22 protein-coding genes are annotated in these 26,251 nt (G+C 68.8%); 14 read left to right on the top strand and 8 right to left on the bottom strand.

Going from position 1 to position 26,251, the window contains the following annotated elements:
• Positions 1-94 precede the first annotated feature (94 nt).
• The 3 genes from qcrB (at position 95) to ACYQ5L_RS34775 (ending at position 4,711) form a co-directional block, all read left to right on the top strand.
• Positions 95-1,687 (top strand): cytochrome bc1 complex cytochrome b subunit, encoded by a 1,593-nt coding sequence (qcrB, locus tag ACYQ5L_RS34785; RefSeq protein ID WP_459962439.1) that lies wholly within the window; start codon positions 95-97, stop codon positions 1,685-1,687.
• Positions 1,684-1,929 carry a hypothetical protein gene (locus tag ACYQ5L_RS34780; protein ID WP_459962438.1) on the top strand — a complete coding sequence of 82 codons (246 nt, stop codon included), beginning with the start codon at positions 1,684-1,686 and terminating at the stop codon, positions 1,927-1,929. The genes qcrB and ACYQ5L_RS34780 overlap by 4 nt, the downstream gene beginning before the upstream one ends.
• A gap of 85 nt (positions 1,930-2,014) precedes the next feature.
• Positions 2,015-4,711, top strand: a complete 2,697-nt coding sequence (locus tag ACYQ5L_RS34775) for a helix-turn-helix transcriptional regulator (RefSeq protein ID WP_459962437.1) — start codon at positions 2,015-2,017, stop codon at positions 4,709-4,711.
• 24 nt (positions 4,712-4,735) lie between these two features.
• On the opposite strand, the gene pgi is transcribed toward ACYQ5L_RS34775, so the two are convergent.
• The gene (gene pgi, locus ACYQ5L_RS34770) at positions 4,736-6,373 is read right to left on the bottom strand and encodes a glucose-6-phosphate isomerase (RefSeq protein ID WP_459962436.1); all 1,638 of its coding nucleotides are present in this window, start codon (positions 6,371-6,373) and stop codon (positions 4,736-4,738) included.
• 130 nt (positions 6,374-6,503) lie between these two features.
• On the opposite strand from pgi, the gene ACYQ5L_RS34765 reads away from it, so the two are divergent.
• Positions 6,504-7,955, top strand: coding sequence for an NAD-dependent succinate-semialdehyde dehydrogenase (locus tag ACYQ5L_RS34765; RefSeq protein WP_459962435.1), 1,452 nt, complete (start codon positions 6,504-6,506; stop codon positions 7,953-7,955).
• Between the two features lie 82 nt (positions 7,956-8,037).
• Here ACYQ5L_RS34765 and ACYQ5L_RS34760 read toward each other — a convergent pair whose 3' ends face one another.
• Positions 8,038-8,397 carry a chorismate mutase gene (locus ACYQ5L_RS34760; protein ID WP_379196589.1) on the bottom strand — a complete coding sequence of 120 codons (360 nt, stop codon included), beginning with the start codon at positions 8,395-8,397 and terminating at the stop codon, positions 8,038-8,040.
• Positions 8,398-8,716: 319 nt separating this feature from the next.
• Between ACYQ5L_RS34760 and pcrA the strand changes: the two genes are divergently transcribed.
• The 3 genes from pcrA (at position 8,717) to ACYQ5L_RS34745 (ending at position 13,698) form a co-directional block, all read left to right on the top strand.
• Positions 8,717-11,176: a DNA helicase PcrA gene (gene pcrA / locus ACYQ5L_RS34755; protein WP_459962434.1), complete on the top strand. Its 2,460-nt coding sequence runs from the start codon at positions 8,717-8,719 to the stop codon at positions 11,174-11,176.
• Positions 11,177-11,455: 279 nt separating this feature from the next.
• Positions 11,456-12,985: a mannitol dehydrogenase family protein gene (locus ACYQ5L_RS34750; protein WP_459962433.1), complete on the top strand. Its 1,530-nt coding sequence runs from the start codon at positions 11,456-11,458 to the stop codon at positions 12,983-12,985.
• Positions 12,982-13,698: an HAD family hydrolase gene (locus tag ACYQ5L_RS34745; RefSeq protein ID WP_459962432.1), complete on the top strand. Its 717-nt coding sequence runs from the start codon at positions 12,982-12,984 to the stop codon at positions 13,696-13,698. The genes ACYQ5L_RS34750 and ACYQ5L_RS34745 overlap by 4 nt, the downstream gene beginning before the upstream one ends.
• Positions 13,699-13,798: 100 nt before the next feature.
• Here the strand turns inward: ACYQ5L_RS34745 and ACYQ5L_RS34740 are convergent, their stop codons facing one another.
• Entirely contained in the window at positions 13,799-14,611 is an 813-nt protein-coding gene (locus ACYQ5L_RS34740; protein WP_459963637.1) for a M23 family metallopeptidase, read from the bottom strand.
• A 1,003-nt stretch (positions 14,612-15,614) separates the two neighbouring features.
• On the opposite strand from ACYQ5L_RS34740, the gene sucC reads away from it, so the two are divergent.
• The 6 genes from sucC (at position 15,615) to purH (ending at position 23,463) form a co-directional block, all read left to right on the top strand.
• A complete protein-coding gene (gene sucC / locus ACYQ5L_RS34735) occupies positions 15,615-16,781 on the top strand; it encodes an ADP-forming succinate--CoA ligase subunit beta (protein ID WP_459962430.1) in 1,167 nt (388 codons plus the stop codon).
• Between the two features lie 15 nt (positions 16,782-16,796).
• Positions 16,797-17,711 carry a succinate--CoA ligase subunit alpha gene (gene sucD, locus ACYQ5L_RS34730; RefSeq protein ID WP_459962429.1) on the top strand — a complete coding sequence of 305 codons (915 nt, stop codon included), beginning with the start codon at positions 16,797-16,799 and terminating at the stop codon, positions 17,709-17,711.
• A 652-nt stretch (positions 17,712-18,363) separates the two neighbouring features.
• Entirely contained in the window at positions 18,364-19,344 is a 981-nt protein-coding gene (locus ACYQ5L_RS34725; protein WP_459962428.1) for a DUF5336 domain-containing protein, read from the top strand.
• 163 nt (positions 19,345-19,507) lie between these two features.
• Positions 19,508-21,037, top strand: a complete 1,530-nt coding sequence (locus tag ACYQ5L_RS34720) for a cell division protein PerM (protein WP_459962427.1) — start codon at positions 19,508-19,510, stop codon at positions 21,035-21,037.
• A 141-nt stretch (positions 21,038-21,178) separates the two neighbouring features.
• On the top strand, positions 21,179-21,883 hold the full coding sequence (gene purN, locus ACYQ5L_RS34715) for a phosphoribosylglycinamide formyltransferase (protein WP_459962426.1): 705 nt from the start codon (positions 21,179-21,181) through the stop codon (positions 21,881-21,883).
• Entirely contained in the window at positions 21,880-23,463 is a 1,584-nt protein-coding gene (purH, locus tag ACYQ5L_RS34710; protein ID WP_459962425.1) for a bifunctional phosphoribosylaminoimidazolecarboxamide formyltransferase/IMP cyclohydrolase, read from the top strand. Before purN ends, purH begins: the two co-directional genes overlap by 4 nt.
• An 81-nt stretch (positions 23,464-23,544) precedes the next feature.
• On the opposite strand, the gene ACYQ5L_RS34705 is transcribed toward purH, so the two are convergent.
• Positions 23,545-24,015 (bottom strand): hypothetical protein, encoded by a 471-nt coding sequence (locus tag ACYQ5L_RS34705; RefSeq protein ID WP_459962424.1) that lies wholly within the window; start codon positions 24,013-24,015, stop codon positions 23,545-23,547.
• 218 nt (positions 24,016-24,233) lie between these two features.
• Between ACYQ5L_RS34705 and ACYQ5L_RS34700 the strand changes: the two genes are divergently transcribed.
• Complete coding sequence (locus tag ACYQ5L_RS34700) at positions 24,234-24,791, top strand: LysM peptidoglycan-binding domain-containing protein (RefSeq protein ID WP_459962423.1); 558 nt, start codon at positions 24,234-24,236, stop codon at positions 24,789-24,791.
• A 335-nt stretch (positions 24,792-25,126) separates the two neighbouring features.
• On the opposite strand, the gene rpsR is transcribed toward ACYQ5L_RS34700, so the two are convergent.
• From rpsR to rpmB, 4 genes are read right to left on the bottom strand one after another with little or no spacing between them, the layout of a single operon-like run.
• On the bottom strand, positions 25,127-25,381 hold the full coding sequence (gene rpsR / locus ACYQ5L_RS34695; protein ID WP_040695439.1) for a 30S ribosomal protein S18: 255 nt from the start codon (positions 25,379-25,381) through the stop codon (positions 25,127-25,129).
• A 35-nt stretch (positions 25,382-25,416) separates the two neighbouring features.
• Complete coding sequence (gene rpsN / locus ACYQ5L_RS34690; RefSeq protein ID WP_459962422.1) at positions 25,417-25,722, bottom strand: 30S ribosomal protein S14; 306 nt, start codon at positions 25,720-25,722, stop codon at positions 25,417-25,419.
• 1 nt (position 25,723) lies between these two features.
• Positions 25,724-25,894 carry a 50S ribosomal protein L33 gene (rpmG, locus tag ACYQ5L_RS34685; protein WP_067533445.1) on the bottom strand — a complete coding sequence of 57 codons (171 nt, stop codon included), beginning with the start codon at positions 25,892-25,894 and terminating at the stop codon, positions 25,724-25,726.
• A gap of 12 nt (positions 25,895-25,906) precedes the next feature.
• Complete coding sequence (rpmB, locus tag ACYQ5L_RS34680) at positions 25,907-26,143, bottom strand: 50S ribosomal protein L28 (protein WP_201947482.1); 237 nt, start codon at positions 26,141-26,143, stop codon at positions 25,907-25,909.
• Between the last annotated feature and the right edge of the window lie 108 nt (positions 26,144-26,251).

The following is a 26,251-nucleotide window of genomic DNA, read 5'->3' as shown; positions in this document are numbered from 1 at the left end:
CGATCGTTCGGGACCGGGTGTCACGTTTCATCGGTCCGAATTGTCTAGGGGTCAGCAGGTCTTCGCCTGCGCTCGATCCGCAAGGAGGATGACGATGGCCCTGGCCGACGCCACCGACCAGAGGTATCACCTGGCTGCCGGTGTCAAACGATCCATCAACAAGGTCTTTCCGACGCACTGGTCGTTCCTGCTCGGGGAGATCGCGCTCTACAGCTTCATCATCCTGCTGCTGTCCGGGGTGTACCTGACGCTGTATTTCGACCCGTCCATGAGCGAGGTCGTCTATCAGGGCGCGTATCAGCCACTGCGCGGGGTGACCATGTCCCGCGCCTACGAGACGGCGCTGAACATCTCCTTCGAAGTGCGCGGCGGCCTGTTCGTGCGGCAGGTGCACCACTGGGCCGCGCTCATGTTCGCGGCCTCGATCATCGCGCACATGCTGCGGATCTTCTTCACCGGCGCGTTCCGCAAACCCCGCGAGGGCACCTGGGTGCTCGGCGCGCTGCTGCTCATCCTGGCCATGTTCGAGGGGTTCTTCGGCTACTCGCTGCCCGACGACCTGCTCTCCGGCACCGGACTGCGGGCGGCCTTCTCCGGAATCACCATGGGAATCCCGGTGATCGGCACCTGGCTGCACTGGCTCATGTTCGGCGGCGACTTCCCCGGCACCATCATCCTGCCGCGGCTCTACATCACCCATGTGCTGCTGTTCCCCGGGATCATGCTGGCCTTGATCGCGGCGCACATCGGGCTGGTCTGGTATCAGAAGCACACCCAGTTCCCCGGACCGGCGCGCACCGAGCGGAATGTGGTGGGGGCGCGCATCGTTCCGGTGTTCTCTCTCGACCAGGGCGCCTTCTTCGCGTTCACGCTGGGCACCATCGCGCTCCTGGGCGGGCTGTTCCAGATCAATCCCATCTGGAATCTGGGTCCCTACAACCCGTCCCAGGTCTCGGCCGGCTCCCAGCCCGACTTCTACATGATGTGGACCGACGGCCTGGCGCGGCTCATGCCGCCGTGGGAGATCTACATCGGCAACTACACCGTGCCCGCATCGACCTGGGTGGCCCTGCTCATGGGCCTGTTCCTGGCGGTCATCGTGGTCTACCCGTGGATCGAGAAGCGGCTGACCAAGGACACCGCCCACCACAACCTGCTGCAGCGGCCGCGCGACGTGCCGGTGCGCACCGCCCTCGGCGCCATGGCCCTCACCCTGTACCTGGTACTCACCCTGGCCTGCGTCAACGACATCATCTCCCTGCAATTCAATATCTCCCTCAACGCCACCACCTGGGGCTTCCGCATCGGGGCGCTGGTACTGCCGCCGGTGGCCTACTTCCTCGCCTACCGCTTCTGCCTCGGCCTGCAGCGCAGCGATCGCGCGGTGCTCGAGCACGGCATCGAAACCGGCATCATCAAGCGCCTCCCGCACGGCGAGTACATCGAGGTGCACCAGTCACTGGGACCGGTGGACGAGCACGGCCACCCGATCCCCCTGGAATACCAAGGCGCCGCGGTCCCGAAGAAAATGAACCGCCTCGGCTCCGCGGGCAAACCCGGAACGGGCAGCTTCCTGCGCGCCGACCCGGCCGCCGAACAGGCGGCGCTGGCAGCGCAGCACCATGCCGAGGAGCGGGCCCAGCTCGACATGCTGAAGACCAAGCAGGGCACGGGGAGACAGGCATGAGGGGCTGGTTGCGGCGGGAGCCGGGGGCGGGCGAATACGGTCTGCTGGTTCCGGCGGCCACCGTGTTCGACGAACCGGCCGCGCACACGGTACGGCAGCTGCTGCACGCTTACGGCGTCAGGGCCACCACCGGACGCGATCGTGCCCGGCGCCGGCGGCGGAGCCGGGAGCGGTTCCGGATCCTGGTCTTTCCCGAGGACGCGGTGCGGGCCTATGACGTGTTGTGCCGTCATACACGCTGACGTGCTGTGTCGTCGCACACGCTGACCCGGTGCGGCTATCGAACCCGTTTTGCCGATGCGCTGCCCGGCGCATAAGTTAACGCGTGTGCTGTACGGTCGTGCGAACGAAGTGCAGCAGATCGGAACCCTGCTCCGGGCCGCGCAACGGGGACGCAGCGGCGCCTTGGCGATTACCGCCGAGGCGGGCGAAGGCAAATCCGCCCTGCTGCTTTCCGCCGAGGAACAGGCCGGAAACGGCTGGCGGGTGCTGCGTTGTTCCGGGGTCGAGAGTGAATCCGAGCTACCCTTCGCGGGTCTGCATCAGCTGCTGAGCTCGGCGCTGGACCGGCTCGACGCGCTGCCCGCACCGCAATACGGTGCGCTCGGCGGTGCGCTGGGCCTGTGCGCCAGCGATGGCGCCGACCGCTTCCTCATCGGCGTCGCCACGCTCAACCTGCTCGCCGAACTCTCCGCGGACGGGCCCGTGCTCTGTCTCATCGACGATGCCCAGTGGCTGGACCGGCCCTCCGCCGATGCGCTGCGCTTCGCCGCGCGCCGGCTCGGGGCCGAAGGCATCGTCATGCTCTTCGCCGGGCGCAAGGGCTTCGAGCACAGCGGGCTGCCCGGGATGCGGCTGGCGCCGCTGGACTGCGCCGCCGCCACCGCGCTGCTCGCCGAACGCTGGCCCGGTCTCAGTCCGGACCAGCGTGAACGGGTGCTCGCCGAGGCCGCCGGAAACCCCTTGGCGCTGCTGGAGTTCCCGTGCATGGGCCAGGAATCCTCACCGGCCGAACCGCTGCCGCTGCCCCTGCGGCTACGCAGCGGCTACGAACGGCAGATCGCCGAGCAGTCCGAATCCGCGCGGATGGCCATGCTCGTGGTGGCCGCGGAGGAGACCGGCGACCTCGGCATCGCGCTGCTGGTCCTGCAACGGCTCGGCCACACCGCCGAGGCGCTCGCCGCGGCCGAGCAATCGGGCATGGTGGTGATCGCCGGCCAGACGGTGACCTTCCGGCATCCGCTGCAGCGCTCGGCCGCCTATCACGGCGCCACCTTCACCCAGCGGCTCGCGGTGCACGCGGAGCTGGCCGCGGTGCTCGCCGGCGATCCGGCCCGCAGCGCCTGGCATCTCGCCGCCGCCAGCACCGAACCCGACGAAACCGTCGCCGCCGCCCTGGAGGCCGCAGCCCAGCAGGCCCGCGAACGCACCGGGCACGCCTCGGCCGCCGCCGCCCTGGAACGCGCCGCCCGGCTCACCCCCGATCCGGACCTGCGCGCCCGCCGGCTGGTGCTGGCGGTGGAAACCGCGACCGAGGCGGGTCACACCGAGCGGGCGCTGCGCCTGGCCGAAGCGGCCGAGCAATTCGCCCTCGGACCGGTCGAACGCGCCCGCGTCACCGGCACCCGGGCGCTGATCGAATTCGAGCACGGCTCGCTGCGCCGGGCGCACCAGCTCATGCTGGAGGCGGCCGTGCCCGTCACCGATATCGAAACCACTCGGGCCGCACAGCTTTTGATCGAAGCCGGGCGCATCGCCTGGACCAGCGGCGACCTCGGCAGCGTGCGCTCGACCTTCGCCCGCCTGGAGGCGCTGCCGCTGGACGACGCCACCCGCCCGCTGCTGTCCGCGCTGCGCGGGCCGCTGGACCTGTGCGACGGCAAGCTCGCCGCGGGCATCGCCACCATTCGCGGCACCGTCGAGTTCAGCCGCCATGTCCCACTCGAAATGATCTCGCTGCGACTGGGTTTCGCACTGCACTCGGCCCTCATCGGCGATATGCCGATAGCCCGGGAACGGCTCACCGAGCTCTCCGATCTGGTCCGCGAACGCGGCATGATCGGCTGGCTCCCGGCCGTCGACGCCACCCTGGCCAATGTGCAATTCGTCCTCGGCAATATGCGCGAAGCCAAGGTGATCGCGACCCAGACGGTCCGCATCGCCACCGATATCGGACAGCCCAACCGGGTTGCCGGCGCGGAATCGATCCTGGCGCTGGTCGCCGCCGTACAGGGCGACGAAGCCGAATGCCGCGCCCTGGCCGAACGTACGCTGCACTTCGCGCCCGGCCGCACGCACGGTGACCACAATGCCATCGACGTCGGCAATTCCGAATGGGCGCTGGGCCTTTGCGATCTGGGTCTGGGGCGCTACGAGCAGGCCCTCGCCCGCCTCGAGAGCCTGTACCAGCGTCCCGCCCAGGCCCGCGGCCACTGGACCGACCTGCTCTCGGATCTGGTCGAAGCCGCGGTGCGGGCGCGCCGCCCCGATCGGGCCGCCGCCGCCATGGCCGAAATCCAGGAGTGGGCAACGGCTCTGGACACCCCCTGGGCCGACGGGCTCATGCTGCGTTGCCAGGGCCTGCTGCGCGCCGACGGCGACCTGCTGGCCCGCGCCCTGACCGCACACGCCGCCGCCGATCGCTGGTACGACCACGCCCGCACCGCCCTCAGCTACGGCGAATGGCTGCGCCGCGAACGCCGGACCACCGAATCCCGCGTCCATCTGCGCCGAGCCCTCGAGACCTTCGACCGCCTCGGCGCCCAACCCTGGGCCGACCACGCCCGCGTCGAACTCCGCGCCGCGGGCGAAGGCGCCGTACCCGAACCCGAAACCGATATCGCCGCCCGCCTGACGCCCCAGGAACTCCAGGTGGTCCGCCTGGCCGCCGCCGGCGCCACCAACAAGGAGATCGCCGCCCAGCTGTTCCTCAGCCCCAAAACCGTTGGCCACCACCTCTACCGGGCCTTCCCCAAACTGGGGGTCAGCAACCGCATCGAACTGGCCCGGCTCAGCCTCGCCTGAGCCGGGCCGGCGCCGCGCCGGAATTCAGCGGTTGGCGCGGTACCAGCGGATGAGGGCGTCGGTGGACGAATCCGCCTGGGGGGCAGGGTCTTCCGCCGCGGTGAGCAGGGGCTCCAGGGCGAGGGCCTGTTGTTTGCCGAGTTCGACGCCCCACTGGTCGAAGCTGTCGATGCCCCAGATGGCGCCTTCGGTGAAGACGATGTGCTCGTAGAGGGCGATGAGCTGGCCCAGCACCGAGGGGGTGAGCTGGGGGGCGAGGATGGTGGTGGAGGGGCGATTTCCGGGCATCACCTTGTGCGGCACCAGATTCGGGGCCGTACCCTCCGCGGCGATCTCCTCGGCCGTCTTGCCGAAGGCGAGCACCTTGGTCTGGGCGAACAGGTTGCTCATGAGGATGTCGTGCATGCTGCCGGTGCCGTCGATGGTGGGGAGATCATCGGTGGGGCGGGCGAAGCCGATGAAATCGGCGGGGACCAGCACGGTGCCCTGGTGCAGCAGCTGGTAGAAGGCGTGCTGGCCATTGGTGCCGGGCTCGCCCCAGAATATCTCGCCGGTGGTGGCGGTCACCGGAGTGCCGTCCGCGCGAACGGATTTGCCGTTCGACTCCATGGTCAGCTGCTGCAGATAGGCCGGGAAGCGGGCCAGGTCATTGGAATACGGGAGCACGGCGCGGGACTGGGCGCCGAAGAAGTTCGAATACCAGACGCCGAGCAGGCCGAGCAGGGCCGGGCCGTTCTCCGCCAGCGGCGCGGACCTGAAATGTTCGTCCACCCGGTGCATTCCGTCGAGGAACTCGGCGAAACGCCGCTTGCCGACGACCGCCATGACCGACAGGCCGATGGCGGAATCCACCGAATAGCGGCCGCCGACCCAATCCCAGAAGCCGAACATATTGGCGGTGTCGATACCGAAGGCCGCGACGCGCTGCTCATGGGTGGAGACCGCCACGAAATGCTTGGCGACCGCGTCCTCACCGAGCGCCGCCACCAGCCAGCGGCGGGCTGCCGTCGCATTGGTGAGCGTCTCCAGCGTGGAGAAGGTCTTGGAGGCGACGATGAACAGCGTGGTCGCCGGATCCAGGCCATCGAGCTTCGAAACCAGGTCCGCCGGATCGACATTCGAGACGAACCGCGCCGAGATGCCGGCATCGGCGTAGTGCCGCAGGGCCAGATACACCATGGCCGGACCCAGATCCGAGCCGCCGATGCCGATGTTCACCACCGTGCTGATGCGCTCGCCGGTCGCGCCGCGCCACTGCCCGGACCGCAGCGCATCGGTGAACTCGCCCATGCGATCGAGCACCTCGTGCACCTGCGCGCCCGCGTCCACACCGTCGACCATGACGGTCCGGCCGGCGGGCGCGCGCAGCGCCACATGCTCGACCGCGCGGTCCTCGGAGGTATTGATGTGCGCGCCCGCGAACATGGCGTCGCGCTGCCGCGCCACACCCGCGGTCTCCGCCAATTCCACCAGCAGATCCAAGGTCTCGCGGGTGACCCGGTGCTTGGAGTAGTCGATGTGCAGATCCGCCACCCGGACGGTCAGTTCGCGCCCGCGCTCCGGGTCCTCGGCGAAGAATTCCCGCAGATGGCGTCCGGCGATGGACGCATGATGGTCGTGCAGTTTCCGCCAGGCCGCCGATGCGGTGATGTCGCTGCTCACGTCCGCCGAGGTTACAACCCCCGGATCCGACGCGCAGGTAACAGCCGGTACTTCCCGGCAAGCCCACAGCCCCCTGCCGGATTCGCCCGGACCGCCGAAAGCCCCGGACCAGCGGCCTAGGCTGGATCGCATGGTGTCCGAAACCGAACTACTCGAGTCCATTCCCACACAACTCTGGATCGGCGGACCGGTGGACGCCGCGGGCGGCGCCACCTTCCCGGTGCACAATCCGGCCACCGGCGCGGTGATCGCGAATGTCGCCGATGCCACCCCCGCCGACGCCGTGCGCGCCCTCGACGCGGCCGTCGCGGCCCAAGCCGACTGGGCGGCCACCCCGGCCCGGCAGCGCGGCGAGATCCTGCGCGCCGTCTTCGAAGCCATTACCGCCCGCGCCGAGGAGTTCGCGCTCCTCATGACCCTCGAAATGGGCAAGGCCCTGCCCGAGAGTCGCAACGAGGTGAAATACGGCGCGGAGTTCTTCCGCTGGTTCAGCGAGGAGGCCGCCCGCATCCACGGCCGCTACCAGCCCGCGCCCGCGGGCACCGGCCGCATCCTGGTGCACAAGCAGCCCGTCGGCCCCTGCCTGGCCATCACCCCGTGGAACTTCCCGCTGGCCATGGGCACCCGCAAGATCGGGCCCGCGCTGGCGGCGGGCTGCACCATGATCGTGAAGCCCGCGGGCGAGACCCCGCTGACCATGCTGCTGCTGGCCAAGCTGTGCAGCGAGGCCGGGCTGCCCGACGGCGTGCTGTCGGTCATCACCACCAGCCGCTCCGGCGCCGCCACCGCACCGCTGCTCACCGATCCGCGGCTGCGCAAGCTCACCTTCACCGGCTCCACCCCCGTCGGCAAGAAGCTGGTGGAGAGCTCCGCGCACGGATTGCTGCGCACCTCCATGGAATTGGGCGGCAACGCACCCTTCGTGGTTTTCGACGACGCCGATATCGACGCCGCCGTGCAGGGCGCCGTGCTGGCCAAACTGCGCAATGGCGGCGAGGCCTGCACCGCCGCCAACCGCTTCCACGTGCAGAACTCGGTTCGCGAGGAATTCACCGAAAAGCTGGTTGCCGCCATGGCCGAGTACAAGCTCGGCGCGGGCACCGATCCGGCAACCACCCTCGGCCCGCTCATCAACGAGAACCAGCTCGACACCGTCAGCGAACTCGTGGACGACGCCGTCGCCGCCGGGGCGCAGGTGAAGCTGGGCGGCAAGGCGCCCGGCGGTCCCGGCTGGTACTACCCGGCCACCGTGCTCACCGATATCCCGCCACAGGCCCGTATCCTGCGCGAGGAGGTCTTCGGCCCGGTCGCCCCCATTGTCGGCTTCGATACCGAGGAAGAGGGCCTCGCCGCCGCCAACGACACCGAATTCGGCCTGGTCGCATATCTCTTCACCAAGAGCCTGGATCGCGCCCTGCGCATTGCCGAGGGCCTGGAGACCGGCATGGTCGGCGTCAATCGCGGCGTCATCTCCGATCCGGCCGCGCCCTTCGGCGGCGTGAAGCAATCCGGATTCGGCCGCGAAGGCGGCTTCGAGGGCATCGAGGAGTACCTGAACACCAAGTACATCGCGCTGCCCTGAGCGCAGATGCGAAGAACCGCCCCGGGGGTGGATACACCCGGGGCGGTCTCCGAAACGCAGTGGGTGGCCGAGCCGAATGCGGCTAGTGGCCGAGGCGCCCGCGGCCGAGGCGGAGCAGCAGCATGGCGAGGGTGTGACCCTCCTGTCCCAGCTCGCTGAAGCGCTCCAGCACCTTCATCTCCCGAGAGTGCACCAGCTTGGGGCCGCCATTGGCCATGCGCGTGCGGCCGATGATGCGCGACACCTCGGTGCGGCGCTTGATGGCGGCGAGGATCTCGGCGTCGAGCTTGTCGATTTCCTTGCGCAGCTTGTCGATTTCGACCTCGGAGGGCAGCGCGGTCTCCTCGGGCAGGGCCGTCTCCGCAGGCACTGCAGCGTCCGATTCCAAGGCGGTGTCCGAGCCGGTGGCAGGCTCGGATTGTCCCGTCGCAGAGATGCTCATACTTTCAACTCCTCGTGGTCCAGAACGTGGATCGGCCGGCGGTCCCGACCCGTTACCGATCGGTTCTTCACCAAGAATCTGACCCGTTGGGCCTTCATTGTCTCCCCAAGTGCGCGCTGCTCGTGAATCGTTTAGCAACAGCGCCGGTCATGTGGCCAGTGTGCCACGAGTGATGAGCCAAGCAAAACGACTTCGTTTGTGAATCTCCTGAGTTTCCGGCCCACCGGGTTCACCGGGCGTTCGCTCCACCGGCACTAATCGGACACCTGAGCCGCCGGGGTACATGCCTGTCGGTGCGCGCCGGTAGCGTGGATGGGCGATGAACACGACGGTGGAGCAGGTGGAGCAGAAGACCGAGCAATTGCTCGAGGGGTTGAACCCGCAACAGCGTGCCGCGGTGGTGCACACCGGGTCTCCGCTACTCATTGTGGCGGGCGCCGGATCAGGAAAAACAGCCGTGCTGACCCGCCGTATCGCCTATCTGCTCGCCGCCCGCGGCGTGCGGCCCGGTGAAATCCTGGCCATCACCTTCACCAACAAGGCCGCCGCCGAGATGCGCGAGCGCGTCGCCGGTCTGGTGGGCCCGCGCGCGGCCGGCATGTGGGTGTCCACCTTCCACTCCAGCTGCGTGCGAATCCTGCGAACCCAGGCCGGGCTGGTCGCCGGGCTCAACTCCAACTTCTCCATCTACGACGCCGACGACTCGCGGCGGCTGCTGGCCATGATCAGCCGCGATTTCGACATCGACGCCAAGAAGTACACCCCCCGCCTGCTGGCCACCGCCATCTCGAACCTCAAGAACGAGCTCATCGATCCGGAGCAGGCCGCCGCCGACGCCGAGACCGAGGACACCGAGCTGCCGCGGCTGGTGGCCAAGGTCTACGACGAGTACCAGCGGCGGCTGCGCGCGGCCAATGCCCTCGACTTCGACGACCTCATCGGCGAGACGGTATCGCTGCTGCAGCGGCATCCGCAGGTCGCCGAGTACTACCGGCGGCGCTTCCGGCACGTGCTGGTCGACGAGTACCAGGACACCAACCACGCCCAGTACATCCTGGTGCGCGAACTGGTCGGGCATCACCGCGGCAGCACCTGGGGCGAGGACGACATCCCGGTCGCCGCCGACGACCGGGTGCCGCCCAGCGAATTGTGCGTGGTGGGCGACGCCGATCAGTCCATCTACGCCTTCCGCGGCGCCACCATCCGCAATATCGAGGAGTTCGAGCGCGACTTCCCGGATGCGGAAACCATTCTGCTGGAACAGAACTACCGCTCCACCCAGCACATCCTGACCGCCGCCAACGCGGTCATCTCGCGCAATGAGGGCCGCCGCGAGAAGAAGCTGTGGACCGACTCCGGCGACGGCGACCTGATCGTCGGCTACGTCGCCGACAATGAGCACGACGAGGCCTCCTTCGTCGCCCGGGAGATCGACAGGCTGGTCGACCAGGGCGAGGCCAACTACAACGACGTCGCCGTCTTCTACCGCACCAATAACAACTCCCGGGCCCTGGAAGAGATCTTCATCCGCATGGGCCTGCCCTACAAGGTGGTCGGCGGCGTCCGCTTCTACGAGCGCAAGGAGGTCCGCGACATCGTGGCCTACCTGCGCGTGCTGGAGAACCCGGACGATGCGGTGAGCCTGCGCCGGGTGCTCAACACCCCCCGCCGCGGCATCGGCGACCGCGCCGAAGCCTGTGTCGCCGTCCACGCCGAACAGCGCGGCATCGGTTTCGCCCAGGCGCTGCGCGATGCCGCCGACGGCAAGGTCGCCCTGCTCAATACCCGCGCCCAGCGCGCCATCGCCGGCTTCCTCGATCTGCTCGACGAGATCCGGGCCGCGGGCGCGCAGGACGATGTCGACTTCCCGGATGTCGGCAATGTGGTGGAGGCCGTCCTCGACCGCACCGGCTACCGCGCCGAACTCGAGGCCTCCGACGACCCGCAGGATGGCGCGCGCCTCGACAACCTCAATGAATTGGTCAGCGTCGCACGGGAATTCAGTTCCGAGGCGCGCAACAATGTGGAGGCCGCCCGCGCCGAGGGCATCCTGCCCGAACCCGCCGAGGGCGAACCGGATCCCGGCTCGCTGGCAGCCTTCCTGGAGCGGGTGTCCCTGGTCGCCGATACCGACCAGATCCCGGACGAGGGCTCCGGCGTGGTCACCATGATGACCCTGCACACCGCCAAGGGCCTGGAATTCCCGGTCGTCTTCGTCACCGGCTGGGAGGACGGCCAGTTCCCGCACATGCGCGCCCTCGGCGATCCCACCGAACTCGCCGAGGAACGCCGCCTCGCCTACGTGGGCATCACCCGGGCCCGCAAGCGGCTCTACCTCACCCGCGCGGTGGTGCGCTCGGGCTGGGGTCAGCCGGTCTCCAATCCGGAATCCCGCTTCCTGCAGGAGATCCCGGCCCACCTCATGGATTGGCGCCGCCTGGAGCCGGCCCCGTCGCAGACCGGGCGCGGCCTGCGTCGCCGGGGCGATGACGAAGGCTTCGAACGGGATTGGACCCGCGGTGACGGCTGGAATTCCGAACCCCGTCCCGGCGTCCGCGGCGACCGCCGCCCGGCGCCGTCCGCCAGTGGCACGGGTAAACGCAACAACACCGGTTTGGTGCTGGCGGTGGGCGACCGTGTCAGCGATGACAAATACGGTCTGGGACGCGTCGTCGCGGCGGAGGGTTTCGGCGCACTGGCAACGGTGACAATCGATTTCGGCACGGCGGGCAAGATTCGGCTCATTCCGCAATACAGTCGCACCCTGGTCAAGCTTTGACAATTCGCGGTTAACGCGCGATGAACGGCGCTGAGCTGGTTCGATGAGCTCCACGCCACGGTGAGGGATTTCACTTTCCGGTGGTGTGGAGCTTTTCTGTTTCTATTTTCAAGCCAGCGGAAGTGCGCCTTTACGAATTATCTACGCCCCCTTCCCGAAAGCCTTGTACTCCGCGGCACGTCGAAAATTCCCCGATCTTGTTCTAGATTCTGGGCAGTGCCGAGCTCAACGTCGATTCGGTGCATTCGAATTTCCTTCCGAATACGCGGAGCGGCTGCCATGGGCACTTTCACCGTCACCGGTTCCACCACCGCGATATCGCCTCGGCTCGGCGTGGGAACGCTGCCGAGACTGCCGCGGAACGTCACCCGGCCCGACTACATCCCGCGCCAACTCGGCACCGGCATCGTGCATCTGGGCTGCGGGGCCTTCCACCGGGCGCACCAGGCGCTGATCACCCAGCACGCCATGGCCGCCACCGGCGACCAGCGGTGGGGGATCGCCGCCGTGGCCATGTCCCGCCCGGACGTCGTCACCGCGCTGCGGGCCCAGGACAACCTGTACACCACCCTGCTGCGGGACAGCACCGGTGATCGCGCCGAGGTGGTCGGCGCCATCACCGCCGCCGTGCACGCGCCCTCGGACCGGATCGGCGTCGCGCGGCGCATTGCCGATCCGCGCGTGCGCATAGTCACGCTGACCGTCACCGCGGGCGGCTACTGCGTCTCACCGGTCACCGGGCAGCTCGATGTGAGCAGCGATCCGGTGCGGCACGATCTGCGCTGCGCCAGCAATCCGTGCACGGCCATCGGCATGCTGGTGGGCGGGCTGCAGGCGGTGCGGCGGCGCGGCGGGGTGCCGCCCGTGGTCATCAGCTGCGACAACCTGTCCGCCAATGGTCGCCAATTACGCAGTGCCGTCGTGGGTTTCGCAGCCATGCGGGACGATCGGCTGGCCGACTGGATCGCGCGCAATGTGCAGTTCCCGTGCAGCGTGGTGGATCGCATCGTGGCCCCGGCCGGTCCGGCCGACGAGGCGGCGGCCCGCAGCCGGCTCGGCGGCGTGGACGATCGCGCCCCGGTATCGGCCGAACCCTTCCTGACCTGGACCATCGAGGACTTCACCGGGGAACGCCCGCACTGGGAGCTGGCCGGTGCGCGGTTCGTCGGCGATGTCACCGACCACGAACTGGCGAAGCTGCGGCTGCTCAATGGAACCCATATGCTGCTCGCCTACCTCGGCGCGCTCGCCGGGCACGCCACGGTCGCCGAGGCCAGCGCGGATCCGGTCCTGGCCGCCCTGGCCCGGCAGTTCATGCTCGAGGAACAGGGCCCCACCCTGAACCTGCCGCCGGAAGATCTGCACCGCACCGTCGACGAACTGCTGCGCCGCTTCCGCAATCCCGCCATCCGCCACGATATGCGCCGGGTCGGCCGCAATGGCTCGGAGAAGATGATGTCCCGCGTCACCGCCGCCATGCGCGAGAACCTCGCGGCCGGGCGGCCCACACCGGCCGCGGTGCTGCTCATCGCCGCCTGGATCCGCTGGTTCGACCTGTGCGGCACCGGCCATGCGGTCACCGAGGTGATCGATCCGCATGCCGAGGAACTCGCCGGGCTGGCCGCGATCGCGCACCCGCAGCTGCGGGCGCGCGCCTTCCTCGCGCGCACCGACATCTTCGGCGAGCTGCCGCAGCTGGACCGGATCCGGCGTGAGGTGGGTGCGGCCCTGGCCGAGCTCGACCGGGATCATGTCATCGATGTGGTGCGGCGGCGACTGTCGCCGAACGGGAACGGAAGGGCGGCATGAGCAACGAGTGGAACGAGCGGCCGGTGCACGCGGTCGTCTTCGATATGGACGGCCTGCTGCTGGATTCCGAGCGCCTGGCCGTGGAATCGCTGCTCGTCTCCGGCGACCGGATCGGCTACCGGCTCTCGAACGAGTTCTGTCACAGCCTGATCGGCATGCCCGCCGATCGCTGCCGGGAACTCGCCGTCGCCGCCTACGGTCCGGACTTTCCGCTCGACGCCTTCTTCCAGCGGCACGAGGCCACCATCGCCGAGCTGGTCGACGCCGGGCGGCTCACCGTCAAGCCCGGTGTCACCGAACTCCTGGACGAACTCGATCGCCGCGCCATCCCGCGCGCCATCGCCACCTCCTCCGGCCGCGACCGCACCCGCCATCATCTGCGCGCCGCCGGTATCGACCACCGCTTCGACGCCGTGGTGACCCGCCACGACGTCCAACGCGGAAAACCGCACCCGGAGCCGTATCTGACCGCGACCGCGGCGCTCGGCGCGGTACCGGAATACACACTGGCCTGCGAGGATTCGCCCAATGGCCTGCGCGCCGCGCATGCCGCCGGACTGCGCTGTGTGCTGATCCCGGACCTGGTGCCGGCCACCGCCGAGACCCGGGAGCTCGCGCACCGCGTCTATCCGGATCTGCTGCACGTCATCGACTATCTGACTACGGTCGGCAACTCCGCCCTGCCGCCGCGGGCCGGACGCACCGGGACCTGATCGGAAGCTCGCCTCGTCGTTCCGGCGCGCTTTCGGCCGGAATCCACCACGTTCTCGGCGATCCCGGCCAGAGCATGCCGGGATGACGGGCGGGGACTTCTCAGTCGCGCTGCGGGCCCAGGGCGATACCGCGGGAGGCCAGCCACGGCACCGGGTCGATCTTGTCGACGCCGTTCAGCCAGACCTCGAAATGGCAGTGCGGGCCCGTGGAGAAACCGCGGTTGCCGACCGTGGCGATCTGGTCACCGGCCATGACCCGCTGGCCCTGCGAGACCGTGGCGGTGTCGATATGGCCGTAGATGGTGACCGTGCCGTCGTCGTGCAGCAGGCGCACCCACATGCCGAAACCGGAAGCGGGACCGGCCTCGAGCACGGTGCCGTCCGCGACCGCGTAGATGGGCGTGCCGATCGGCGCGGCCACATCGATGCCGGTGTGCTGCACGCCCCAGCGAATGCCGTAGCCGGAGGTGAAGTTTCCGGCGGCGAACTTGGCGAACAGCGGGCGGAGCTTGGCGGCCTCCTGGGCGGCGAGATCCGCGGCGTACTGCTGGCCCTTGCGCAGAATGTCGTTGAACTGATTGATGTCCACGGGGGCGGACACGTTCAGCACCTGCGGCGAGCCCTCCGGGGCCGTCTCGGCGAGGCCGACGGTCTCGGCGCCGGCCGCGATATCGCGCACCTGGGCGGCGGCCTGGAAGTCGACATTGTCGGTGTGCGGCGTGGCGGTGGTCTCCATGCCCGTCTGCCCCGCGGCCACCACGGCGCCGGCGGCCACGGCCACCACGGCGGCGCGGCCCTTGAGGGCGGTCGGGGGAGCGGGCAGGCGGTGCGCGCCACCGGCGCGGCGCTTGCCGCCGGAACGGGACGGACGCGACTCGTCGGCCGAATCCGCTTCCGGTTCCTTGCGATCGATGCGGGCGCCGTCACCGGCGAAGTCGAGGCGCTCGCCCGAGGCGGTGCGGAAGCTGTAGGCCGGGCGGTACTGATCCGACGGGGTCGGGTCGGCGGTCGGATCCCAATTGGTGCGGGACTGACCGGCCCAGTGGTCGGGGTTGGGGCGGGCCCAGCCATTGGTGGTGGGGGTGGGCTCGAAATCCGATTGGCCATCCCACGCGGACGCGGTGTCCCAGCGCTCGTCTCCGTGGGCGGCTTCCCATTCGGCCGCGGTCGCGGGCGGGGCGTCCCACTGCTGGGCGTCCCACTGCTGGGCGTTCCAATCGCCCGCGCTGTGGTTCCAGTCGTCGCCGGCGTCCCAGGAACGCGCCGCACCCCAATCGCCGTGCGCGACCTGGGCGCGGGCGGACTGAGGGGCGTCGTAATAGGTGGCGCCGCCGTAGTTCTCGGATTCCTCGCGGTATCGGTGGCCGTGTTTGGCGCGATGGCGGGAGGGGAACGGACCTTCGCTCATCGGAGCTGGTCCGGGAGGTGGAGCTGGGCCGACGCATCCTCTACGGAGCGGCTCTTCACCTGCGGAGCGCTGTGCTGCGTCAAGCCTGCCGTCCTCCTGTCGTGACCGGGTTGTGACATCGACCGCATCGACGGTAACGAAACGATTGCGGGTCAGCAAGCGATGGACATGGTTCGGCACAAACGTGTGACATTCATCACGTTGCACCCCTGGATTGCCTCACTGTGCTTCGGGTAACCAAGTGAGACTTTCCAACGACAATATGTAGTAGTTCGCACTGCCATCCGGGGTTCGCGGGTCCCACCTGGCGTGCGGTCAACAAGCTACCGGCCAGTAGGGTTTTCCAGCGGTTTTGGGGCCGCAGAGACAATACCGTGACCTGCGCCACTTAGGCTGTATGCGGCTGATTTCGGCTCCATGTGACTGATTAGAGTCCGATCGACCCGCCTCCGACGACGGGCCGCCAACACAGACGTTGTCACAACAACGCAGACGAGACGGTGAGTACATGGATCTCTTCGAATATCAGGCGAAGGAACTCTTCGTGAAGCACGGAGTGCCTTCGTCGGAGGGCCGCGTCACGGACTCGGCCGAGGACGCCCGTGCGATCGCGGTGGAAATCGGCAAGCCGGTGATGATCAAGTCGCAGGTCAAGGTCGGTGGCCGCGGCAAGGCCGGTGGCGTGAAGTACGCCGCCACCCCGGACGACGCCCTCACCCACGCCCAGAACATCCTGGGCCTGGACATCAAGGGCCACATCACCAAGAAGATCCTGGTGGCCGAGGCCAAGGACATCGCCTCGGAGTACTACATCTCCTTCCTGCTCGATCGCTCCAACCGCACCTACCTGGCCATGTGCTCGGTCGAGGGCGGCATGGAGATCGAGGAAGTGGCCGCCACCAAGCCGGACCGGCTGGCCAAGGTTCCGGTCGACGCCGTCAAGGGCGTGGACCTCGCCTTCGCCCGCTCCATCGCCGAGCAGGGCCACCTGCCCGCCGACATCCTGGACGCCGCGGCCGTGACCATCCAGAAGCTGTGGGAGGTCTTCATCAAGGAAGACGCCACCCTGGTCGAGGTCAACCCGCTGGTCCGCACCCCCGACAACGAGATCCTGGCCCTCGACGGCAAGGTCACCCTCGACGAGAACGCCGAGTTCCGCCACCCGGACCACGCCGCGTTCGCCGATATCGACGCGACCGATCCGCTGGAGCTCAAGGCCAAGCAGAACGACCTCAACTACGTGAAGCTCGACGGCGAGGTCGGCATCATCGGCAATGGCGCCGGCCTGGTCATGTCGACCCTGGACGTGGTCGCCTACGCCGGTGAGAACCACAACGGCGTCAAGCCCGCCAACTTCCTCGACATCGGCGGCGGCGCGTCCGCCGAGGTGATGGCCGCGGGCCTGGATGTCATCCTCGGCGACGCCCAGGTCAAGAGCGTGTTCGTGAACGTCTTCGGCGGCATCACCGCCTGTGACGCGGTCGCGAACGGCATTGTGAAGGCCCTGGAAATGCTGGGCGACGAGGCCAACAAGCCGCTGGTCGTCCGTCTCGACGGCAACAAGGTCGAAGAGGGCCGCAAGATCCTCGTCGACGCCAACCACCCGCTGGTGACTCTCGCTCAGACCATGGACGAAGGCGCCGACAAGGCCGCTGAGCTGGCTGCGGCCAAGTAAAGGACACGAACCAACATGTCTATCTTCCTGAACAAGGACTCCAAGGTCATCGTCCAGGGCATCACCGGCGGCGAGGGCACCAAGCACACCGCGCTGATGCTCAAGGCCGGCACCCAGGTCGTCGGCGGCGTCAACGCCCGCAAGGCCGGCACCACCGTGGCGCACACCGACAAGGACGGCAACGCGGTCGAGCTGCCGGTGTTCGGCACCGTCGCCGAGGCCATGAAGGAGACCGGCGCCGACGTGTCGATCGCCTTCGTGCCGCCGAAGTTCGCCAAGGACGCCATCATCGAGGCCATCGACGCGGAGATCCCGCTGCTGGTGGTCATCACCGAGGGCATCCCGGTGCAGGACACCGCCTACGCGTGGGCCTACAACGTGGACAAGGGCAACAAGACCCGCATCATCGGCCCGAACTGCCCCGGCATCATCACCCCGGGTGAGTCGCTGGTCGGCATCACCCCGGCCAACATCACCGGCAAGGGCCCGATCGGCCTGGTCTCCAAGTCCGGCACCCTGACCTACCAGATGATGTACGAGCTGCGGGACTTCGGTTTCTCCACCGCCATCGGCATCGGCGGCGACCCGGTCATCGGCACCACTCACATCGACGCCATCGAGGCGTTCGAGAAGGATCCCGAGACCAAGCTCATCGTCATGATCGGCGAGATCGGCGGCGACGCCGAGGAGCGGGCCGCGGCCTACATCCAGGCCAATGTCACCAAGCCGGTCGTCGGCTACGTCGCGGGCTTCACCGCCCCCGAGGGCAAGACCATGGGCCACGCCGGCGCCATCGTCTCCGGCTCCGCCGGCACCGCCCAGGCCAAGAAGGACGCCCTCGAGGCCGCGGGCGTGAAGGTCGGCAAGACCCCGTCCGAGACCGCCGCCCTCGCGCGCGAAATCCTCGAGAAGGCCAGCATCTCGGCCTGATCCGAACTCTCCGGAACTCTCAGGGGCTTCGCCCCCGAACCCCCAAGAGCGGGAATCGGGGGCTCGGCCCCAAAGGTTCGCTGCTCAGGCCAAGGGTTCGATGCTCGGCACCCCAAGGGTTCAGGTGCTCCGCCCCAAGGGTTCAGGTGCTCCGCCCCGAGGGTTCGGGTGCTCCGCCCCGAGGGTTCGGGTGGTCCGCCCCGAGGGTTCGGGTGGTCCGCCCCGAGGGTTCGGGTGGTCCGCCCCGAGGGTTCGGGTGGTCCGCCCCGAGGGTTCGGGTGCTCCGCCCCGAGGGTTCGGGTGCTCCGCACCCATAGGGCACGGGGCAGGCCCGGAAGGGTGCCGGGCGCAGCCCTAAGGGGGTTCGGGGGCTTAGCCCCCGCCTTCCTCACCTGGTCGAATGAAGACCGCCTCCCGAATTGGGTAGGCGGTCTTCGTATTTCGCGGCGAATGTGTCGAGTCGCACAGGAGATGAGGGTTCGGGGCCCGGCCCGTTGGGTACACGCCCCTTGACGTTTGCGCTGCTGGGCGTATCGCTCGGCAGAATCCCGGGTATTGCGTTCCGGCGTCGGTCGGTGGTACGTCGTGACCCCGGCCGTCGAGTGCAGTAGCGTCGTGGGAGTTCGTGAACGACTCGATAGGAGACGACGACATGTCATACCCGACCGGGGGCTCGGGCTCGGGATACAACTCGCCCGCGCCGCAGCCCTCCTCCGCACCCGGCTACGGCGCTCAGCCCGTGGGCGGCCCGGCCGCCGGGTCGAGCACGACGCCTGCCGCGGGCAAGGGCCTGCCCTTCTTCCTCACCGTGGGCGTGGCCGCCCTCGGCGTCCTCAACTTCCTGCTGGGGTTCGCGCCGGCCAAGGGCAGCTCGGATATCGAGCTGAGCTTCAACCTGTTCGAGTCCGCGCCGGCGCTGCCGGCGTTCCTGCTGTTCGCGGGCCTGCTCGCGGGCCTGTCGCTGCTGCCGAAGCAGGACTGGGTCGGCGCTTCGGCCGCCGCCTCGGCGGCTGCGTTCCTCGCGGTGCTGTTCCACTCGTTCGCCGGTGAGCTGAACAACGAGTGGGGCGCCTGGGTCATCCTGTTCCTGTCGTTCGTGCAGGCCGTGCTCGCCGTGCTGGCGGTGCTGTTCGAGACCGGCATCATCAAGCCGCCGGCCCCGAAGCCCGCTGCGCCGCAAGGCGGTTTCGGCCAGCCGCAGCCGTTCAGCTCGACCGGCCCGCAGGGCTACCAGCAGCCGGGTTACGGCCAGCAGGGCGGTTACGGCCAGCAGTCCTTCGGCCAGCCGGGCCAGCAGGGCGGGCAGCCGTCCTACGGTCAGCAGGGCGGTTTCGGCCAGCAGCCGCCGTCCTACGGTCAGCAGCCGCCGGCCGGATACAGCAGCGGCTCCCAGCCGACCTACGGCCAGCAGGGCGGCCAGTCGTCCTACGGTCAGCAGCCGGGCGGCTTCGGCCAGCAGAGCGGTTCGCAGCCGACCTACGGTCAGCAGCAGCCGGCCGGCAATGACGCCGCCACCCAGCACTTCGGCGCGGCCCCGCGCCAGTCGCAGCCCTTCGGCGGCGAGCAGAACGCCGACCCGTCCGCGGACGCCACCCGCGCGTTCCGTCCGGGCCAGGACGACGCCGGCAAGTAGTCCGCGCGGGATTACCGATCGAATCGCCAACGGCCCCCGGGTTTCGCACCCGGGGGCCGTTCCCATTGCCGCGCCGCTCCGGTCGCGCGCCGTCTGTCGATGTACGGCCCGGCCCGGCGCGCCTGACCCTCTGGTTTCGGTGAAGATGCCACGCTGGAATGCCATGAACGCCCCGAGAACTGCCCTGGCTCGCCTGGACGACGAGGATGTGCGGGCCGCCCCGCGCGCCCGCGTCCGGCGTCCCGGCGGCGGGGGCGGATTCGGATCGCTGACGCCCGAACGCGCGCGAATACTGCTCATCGTCGCCGCGCGGGCGTCGAGCGTCACGCTGCTGCTCATCCTGGCGCTGGTCTTCACGACCCTGTTCGCCGCGGGCAGCGGGATGACCGGCGCCCCCGGCGGCGTCGCCGCGAGCTGGCTTGCGGTGCACCAGGTTCCGCTCACCATCGGTAAGGCCGATATCGGCCTGTGGCCGCTGCTGCCGACCGCGTTCCTGCTGTGGCTGGTCGCCAAGGACTGCGCCCGCGCCACCGAACCCGACAGCACCCCCGCCGATCTCGGCTGGATCGCGGGCGCGGCGGTGGGCGGGCCGCTGCTGGTCACCGCGGTCTGCCTGGCCGTGGCCGACGACGCCTCGGCGGTGGTGGCGCTGCGCGCGCCCAACACCTCCCTCGCCTTCGCCTGGGTGATCGGGCTGCACCTGCTGGCCGCCGCCGCGGGCGTGGGCTCGCGGCGCTGGCGGGACCTGCTCGACCTGCTGCCGATTCCCCTGCCGGACTGGGTGATTCCGGGCGTCCGCGCGGGCGCGCTGGCCCTGGCGCGACTGCTGGCCGTGGCCGCGGCGCTGACCGTCGTCTCCTTCCTGGCGCATTGGTCGCGCATCGGCGACACCTATGCCACGGCCGGAAACTTCGTGGGCGTCCTGGGTTTGACGCTGCTCTCGCTGGCGTTCCTGCCGAATGTGACCGTCGACGCGGCGAGCGTGCTGCTCGGCGGACAGGTGCACATCGGTCCGGGCTCGCTGGGCCTGTTCGGAATCGAGGGCGCGCCGGTGCCCGCGGTGCCGATCATGGCGGCCGTACCGTCCGGTCCCGCGGCGGCCTGGTGGGCGGCGCTGCTCATCGTGCCCGCGGCGGTGGGCGTGCTGAGCGGTCTGGACTGCGGCAGCAATGCCGGTGACCACGCCCGGGCGCCGTGGGCCATGCTGACCGCCGCCGGGGTGGCGACCGTCCTGCTCGCCGCACTCGGCCTGCTCGCGGGCGGCGAACTGGGCAGCTTCGGCTGGATCGGTCCGAATGTCCCGCTCGCCCTGGCACTGGCCTTCGTCTGGCTGGCGCTACCCGGGTATGTCGGCGTGCTGGCCGCGCGCTTCTTCGCGCCCACCGTGGCGGGGACGGCAGCCGCCGACGAGGACTACGAATACGACGACTACGACGACGATTACGCGGACGACGACTACGACGAGTACGAAAACGGCGAGTACGAAGACGACGAGTACGAACCGGACTACGACAACGAGTACTACATCGACCCGGACGGCGACCCGGATCGCGAGGACGCCCTCGACGGCGAACTCGTCGACGAGCAGCCCGCCCTCGCCGCGGAACCGCATGACGACTCCGCCGCAGACCCAGACATCGTCGACGCCGAGGTGGTGGAGGGGCCGCGCTCGACCACCCAAGGTGACGACTGATCTCGTACGGGCCGGATAACTTGTCGGGTACGTCCGAAATCGGCCCGGCTCTCAACCGGCGGCGCGCGTTGCCAACGGTCAACGGCACTCTGCCGGGCGCTGAAGGCCCGGAGAGGCGGCACAGCTAGTCTTTAGGCGGCGATGGTGATCCCTCGCCGTTCCTTCCCGCTCCGACACACAGGGAGTAGTGCGCTGACCACGCCAGCCCAGTTGTTGCCGCCGACCGCGCCCGCGACCATTGTCGTGCTGGCCTCCGGCACCGGCTCCCTCCTGCGATCCCTGCTGGAAGCGACCCGGCAGCCGGGATATCCGGCCCAGGTCGTGGCCGTCGGCGTGGACCGCGACTGCGCCGCCGCCGACCATGCCGAGGAATTCGACATCTCCTCGTTCAAGCTGGAGCTGAGCGAGTTCGCGAATCGCGCGGAATGGGACAAGGCGCTCACCGAGATCGTCGACGCCTTCGCGCCCGATCTGGTGGTCTCCGCCGGCTTCATGAAGATTCTGGGCCCGGCCTTCCTGGACCGCTTCGGCGGCCGCATCATCAATACCCATCCCGCGCTGCTGCCCGCCTTCCCGGGCGCGCACGGGGTGCGTGACGCGCTCGCCTACGGGGTGCGGGTCACCGGCTCCACCGTGCACCTGGTCGACGCGGGCGTCGACACCGGGCCCATCCTCGCCCAGGAGGCGGTCACCGTGCTGCCCGGCGACGACGAGGCCACCCTGCACGAGCGCATCAAGGTCGTGGAGCGCCGGCTGCTGGCGGAAGTCGTCGCGGCCGTCGCTGAACGAGGCATTGTCTCCGATGGACGAAAGGCAGTAATTCCAGATGAGCAGGTTCTCCGGTGAGTGAACGCAAGCCGATCAAGCGGGCCCTGGTAAGCGTCTACGACAAGACCGGTCTGATCGAACTGGCGACCGGCCTGCACCAAGCGGGCGTCGAGTTGGTGTCGACCGGTTCCACCGCCGGCAAGATCGCCGACGCCGGCATCCCGGTCACCAAAGTGGAAGACCTGACCGGTTTTCCGGAGACCCTGGACGGCCGGGTCAAGACCCTGCACCCGCGCGTGCACGCCGGTATCCTCGCCGACACCCGCAAGGACGAGCACCTCGACCAGCTGGTCGAGCTGGGCGTCGAGGCCTTCCAGCTGGTGGTGGTGAACCTCTACCCGTTCACCCGGACCGTGGCCTCCGGCGCGAGCATCGACGAATCGGTCGAGCAGATCGATATCGGCGGGCCGTCCATGGTGCGCGCCGCCGCCAAGAACCACCCGTCGGTGGCGGTCGTGGTGGACAGCGGTGAATACGACAAGGTGCTCGCGGCCGTGCAGCGCGGCGGCTTCACCTTCGCCGAGCGGACCGCTCTGGCCGCCAAGGCCTTCCAGCACACCGCCTCCTACGATGTGGCCGTCGCCAGCTGGATGACCAGCGTGGCCGCCCCTGCCGCCGCGGCGGCGGACTCCGAAGCCGAAGCGCCGCAGCAGTTCCCGGCCTGGATCGGCGCCACCTGGACCCGCGACGCGGTGCTGCGCTACGGCGAGAACCCGCACCAGAACGCCGCCGTGTACAGCAATGAGGCCGGTCCGGCCGGGCTGGCGCAGGCGAAGCAGTTGCACGGCAAGGAAATGTCGTTCAACAACTACACCGACGCCGATGCCGCCTGGCGCGCCGCCTACGACTTCGACGAGCCGGCCGTGGCGGTCATCAAGCACGCCAACCCCTGTGGCATCGCGGTCGGCGCGGATATCGCCGAGGCGCACCGCAAGGCGCACGCCACCGATCCGGTCAGCGCGTACGGCGGCGTGATCGCGGCCAACCGCGAGGTCTCGGTGGAGATGGCCGAGCAGGTCGCCGAGATCTTCACCGAGGTCATCGTGGCGCCCGGGTACGCCAACGGGGCGGTGGAAGTGTTGCAGCGCAAGAAGAATGTGCGCGTGCTCGTGGCCGAGCCGGCCCAGCGCAAGGGCCCGGAGCTGCGTCCGGTCAGCGGCGGCGTGCTGCTGCAGGAGCGCGACATTCTCGACGCCGCGGGCGACGATCCGGCCAACTGGACGCTGGCCGCCGGCGAGGCCGCCGATGCGAAGACCCTGGCCGATCTCGAATTCGCTTGGCGCGCATGCCGTGCCGTGAAGTCGAATGCCATTCTGCTGGCCGATGAGGGCGCCGCCGTCGGCGTCGGCATGGGCCAGGTCAACCGGGTGGACTCCTGCAAGCTGGCGGTGGAGCGCGCCGGTGACCGCGCCAAGGGTTCGGTCGCCGCCTCCGATGCGTTCTTCCCGTTCTCCGACGGTCCGCAGATCCTGGTGGCCGCGGGCGTGCGCGCCATCGTGCAGCCGGGCGGGTCGATTCGCGACAAGGACACCATCGAGCTGTGCCGCGAGGCCGGAGTGACCCTCTACCTGACAGGTTCGCGCCACTTCGCCCACTGAGGTGAGGAGGTAAGTGGGGCAAGGACTTTCGAGGGCCGGTGCGCAATCGCGCACCGGCCCTCGGCTTGTCCGCGAGCGGAACTACTCGGCGTTCACGACTTTCCGATCGCCCAGCGGGGCCTGCAGCTGGATTTCGAGGCTGCCGAAGACGAGGCTCTGGACGCACATCCGGCCCACCGCGTCGGCGCGGGTGCCCGCGCGCAGGGCGACGGTGACGGTGGTGTCGGTCTCGGTGGTGGTGGCGTCCACGCCGTAGCACTCCGGGACGCCGGTCTGGAAGTTGACGGCGATCTTGTCCGGCGCCACGCGGGTCCAGCTGTCGAACCGGATCGGGCGCGGGTTCACCAGGTTCGGGTCGGCGGTGAAGGGGCGGCCGAGCTGATCGGCGGGGGCTTCGGTCGGGTCGGGGGCCGCCGAAGTCGTGGTGGCGGCGGTGGTGGTGATGGTCGAGTGACCACTGTGGTCTTCGTTGTTTCCACATGCCGTGACGGCCAGGCTCAGCACCGCGGCTCCGGCGGTGGCAATCAGGCGGCGTCGCCAAATCCCGTACATGGTCTCAACCCTAGTGTCAGAGGACCGTACGGCCGGTTCGAAGCGGCCGATGTGTTGATCTAGCGAATTTCTGGCGAAGACACGCCGAAATGTCTGAGTCGTCCGGCGCGTATCCCCCCGAGTGTCGCGCCATCGTCGGTAGTCTCGAAGGTAGATGTGCGAATGCGGTTCTCGTGCCATCGATTTACCGAAGATCCCCCCTCCGAAAGGACACCACCGTGGGCGATTCGTTGAAAGTCGGCGAAGAACTCGGTCTGGGCCAGTCGCTGCAAGGCGGCGCCTACACACTGACTCTGCAAGATGACGGCAACCTGGTGCTGTCCCAGCCCGATGGCAAGGTGCTGTGGAGCACCCTCACCCATGGACAGGGTGTGCAGCGCGCCGTGCTGCAGGACGACGGCAACTTCGTCGTCTACAAGGCCGACGGCGCGGCCTGGTCCACCGAGACCAATGGCAAGAGCGCCGATCGCCTGGTCGTGCAGTCCGATGCCAATGTCGTGCTCTACGGCACCGACGGCAGCGCCCTGTGGTCCAGCGGCACCAATACCGACAACCCCCTCCCGGCCCCCGAGCCGGTGACCCAGGCCGCCGCGGTCGAGGACGCGCCCCCGCCGCCCCCGGCCGCCCAGACCTACACGGTCGAACCGGGCGACACCCTCTGGGCCATCGCCGAGCGCTTCTACGGCGACGGCAACCGCTACCAGGACATCGCCAACGCCAACGGCATCCCCAACCCGGACGCCATCAACGCCGGCCAGGTCCTCACCATCCCGTAATCCCGCCTACCGGCGAAGAACTGAACGCCCCCGAGTGCTGACGCACTCGGGGGCGTTGCGTTGAGAGGGGAGAAGAGCGGCACCCGCACCGGGAATTCCAGGGTCGCCCCTCCCCGGCGCGTCCGCAGCACGCTTCGCCCGGCGCGTCCGGAGCACGCTTCGCCCGGTGCGTCCGGAGGCTCTCCTCCCCGGCGCGTCCGGAGCACGCTTCGCCCGGTGCGTCCGGACGCTCTCCTCCTCGTTGCGTCCGGGCCTGCCTTCTCCACTTATGCACTGCGCCCCCGATGCGTAAGCATCGGGGGCGCTTGGCTTTTCGTCCCTCGAAGGGATAGCAGCTACCGGCTGGTGAAGGGGAGCAACGCCATTTCGCGGGCGTTCTTCACGGCGACGGCGACCTGGCGCTGCTGCTGCGGGGTCAGGCCCGTCACGCGGCGGCTGCGGATCTTGCCGCGGTCGGAGATGAACGTGCGGAGCAGGTTCACGTCCTTGTAGTCGACGGTTTCCACGCCGGCGGCGATGAGGGGGTTCTTCTTGGGCCGGCGGGCCTGCTCGGCGCGGACCTTCTTCGACGGTGCTCGCTTCACTGCCATGTCAGCGGTTCCTTACTCACGAGATCTGTGGGTGCTTACCAGCTCGATTTGTGTACACCGGGCAGTTCTCCCCGGTGAGCCATCTCGCGCACGCGAACTCGCGAGAGACCGAACTTCCGGAGATGTCCGCGCGGGCGTCCGTCCGCGGCGTCCCGATTGCGCAAGCGTACCGGACTGGCATCGCGCGGCATCTTCTGCAGGGCGCTCTGCGCGGCGGCCCGCTGCTCCTCGGTGCTGGACGGCTTGCGGATGATCTCCTTGAGTTCCGCGCGGCGCTCGGCGTACCGGGCGACGACGAGTTTGCGGGCCTCGTTCTTCTCGATCTTCGACTTCTTGGCCATGTCAGCGGTCCTCGCGGAAGTCGACGTGCTTGCGCACGACCGGGTCGTATTTGCGCAGCACCATGCGGTCGGGATCATTGCGCCGGTTCTTGCGGGTCACATAGGTGTACCCGGTCCCGGCGGTGGACTTGAGCTTGATGATCGGCCGGATATCGGTCGACTTGGATGCCATCGGTCAGCCTCCTCAGATCTTCTCGCCGCGGGCGCGCAGCCGGGCGACGACCGCCTCGATGCCGTCGCGGTCGATGGTCTTGATGCCCTTGGCGGAGACGGTCAGGGTGATCCGCCGGCCTTCGCTGGGCAGGTAGTAGGTCTTGCGCTGGATATTGGGGTCCCAGCGGCGGTTGGTCCGCTTGTGCGAGTGCGAGACCGACTTTCCGAAACCCGGCTTGCGCCCTGTGACTTGGCAGATGGCCGACATGATGCACTCCTTCCCGGCCGTAGATGTAGATGACAATCGTTTTCGACAACGGCCTCGGAACAATGTACCGTTACCTTCCGGTAAATGAAAATCGTTGTCGAAAGGGGT

This window comes from Nocardia sp. IFM 10818 (genome assembly GCF_054655275.1).
This window is presented reverse-complemented; position numbering and strand designations above follow the sequence as displayed.

Excerpts from the sequence above, each read along its gene's own strand:
- rpmB (WP_201947482.1), bottom strand. The coding sequence starts at position 26,143 with ATGTCGGCCATCTGCCAAGTCACAGGGCGCAAGCCGGGTTTCGGAAAG.
- purN (WP_459962426.1), top strand. The coding sequence starts at position 21,179 with ATGGTGATCCCTCGCCGTTCCTTCCCGCTCCGACACACAGGGAGTAGT.
- ACYQ5L_RS34725 (WP_459962428.1), top strand. The coding sequence starts at position 18,364 with ATGTCATACCCGACCGGGGGCTCGGGCTCGGGATACAACTCGCCCGCG.
- ACYQ5L_RS34720 (WP_459962427.1), top strand. The coding sequence starts at position 19,508 with ATGAACGCCCCGAGAACTGCCCTGGCTCGCCTGGACGACGAGGATGTG.
- sucC (WP_459962430.1), top strand. The coding sequence starts at position 15,615 with ATGGATCTCTTCGAATATCAGGCGAAGGAACTCTTCGTGAAGCACGGA.
- ACYQ5L_RS34780 (WP_459962438.1), top strand. The coding sequence starts at position 1,684 with ATGAGGGGCTGGTTGCGGCGGGAGCCGGGGGCGGGCGAATACGGTCTG.
- rpsR (WP_040695439.1), bottom strand. The coding sequence starts at position 25,381 with ATGGCAGTGAAGCGAGCACCGTCGAAGAAGGTCCGCGCCGAGCAGGCC.
- ACYQ5L_RS34760 (WP_379196589.1), bottom strand. The coding sequence starts at position 8,397 with ATGAGCATCTCTGCGACGGGACAATCCGAGCCTGCCACCGGCTCGGAC.
- rpmG (WP_067533445.1), bottom strand. The coding sequence starts at position 25,894 with ATGGCATCCAAGTCGACCGATATCCGGCCGATCATCAAGCTCAAGTCC.
- qcrB (WP_459962439.1), top strand. The coding sequence starts at position 95 with ATGGCCCTGGCCGACGCCACCGACCAGAGGTATCACCTGGCTGCCGGT.
- ACYQ5L_RS34765 (WP_459962435.1), top strand. The coding sequence starts at position 6,504 with ATGGTGTCCGAAACCGAACTACTCGAGTCCATTCCCACACAACTCTGG.
- sucD (WP_459962429.1), top strand. The coding sequence starts at position 16,797 with ATGTCTATCTTCCTGAACAAGGACTCCAAGGTCATCGTCCAGGGCATC.
- ACYQ5L_RS34705 (WP_459962424.1), bottom strand. The coding sequence starts at position 24,015 with ATGTACGGGATTTGGCGACGCCGCCTGATTGCCACCGCCGGAGCCGCG.
- ACYQ5L_RS34750 (WP_459962433.1), top strand. The coding sequence starts at position 11,456 with ATGGGCACTTTCACCGTCACCGGTTCCACCACCGCGATATCGCCTCGG.
- rpsN (WP_459962422.1), bottom strand. The coding sequence starts at position 25,722 with ATGGCCAAGAAGTCGAAGATCGAGAAGAACGAGGCCCGCAAACTCGTC.
- ACYQ5L_RS34745 (WP_459962432.1), top strand. The coding sequence starts at position 12,982 with ATGAGCAACGAGTGGAACGAGCGGCCGGTGCACGCGGTCGTCTTCGAT.
- pcrA (WP_459962434.1), top strand. The coding sequence starts at position 8,717 with ATGAACACGACGGTGGAGCAGGTGGAGCAGAAGACCGAGCAATTGCTC.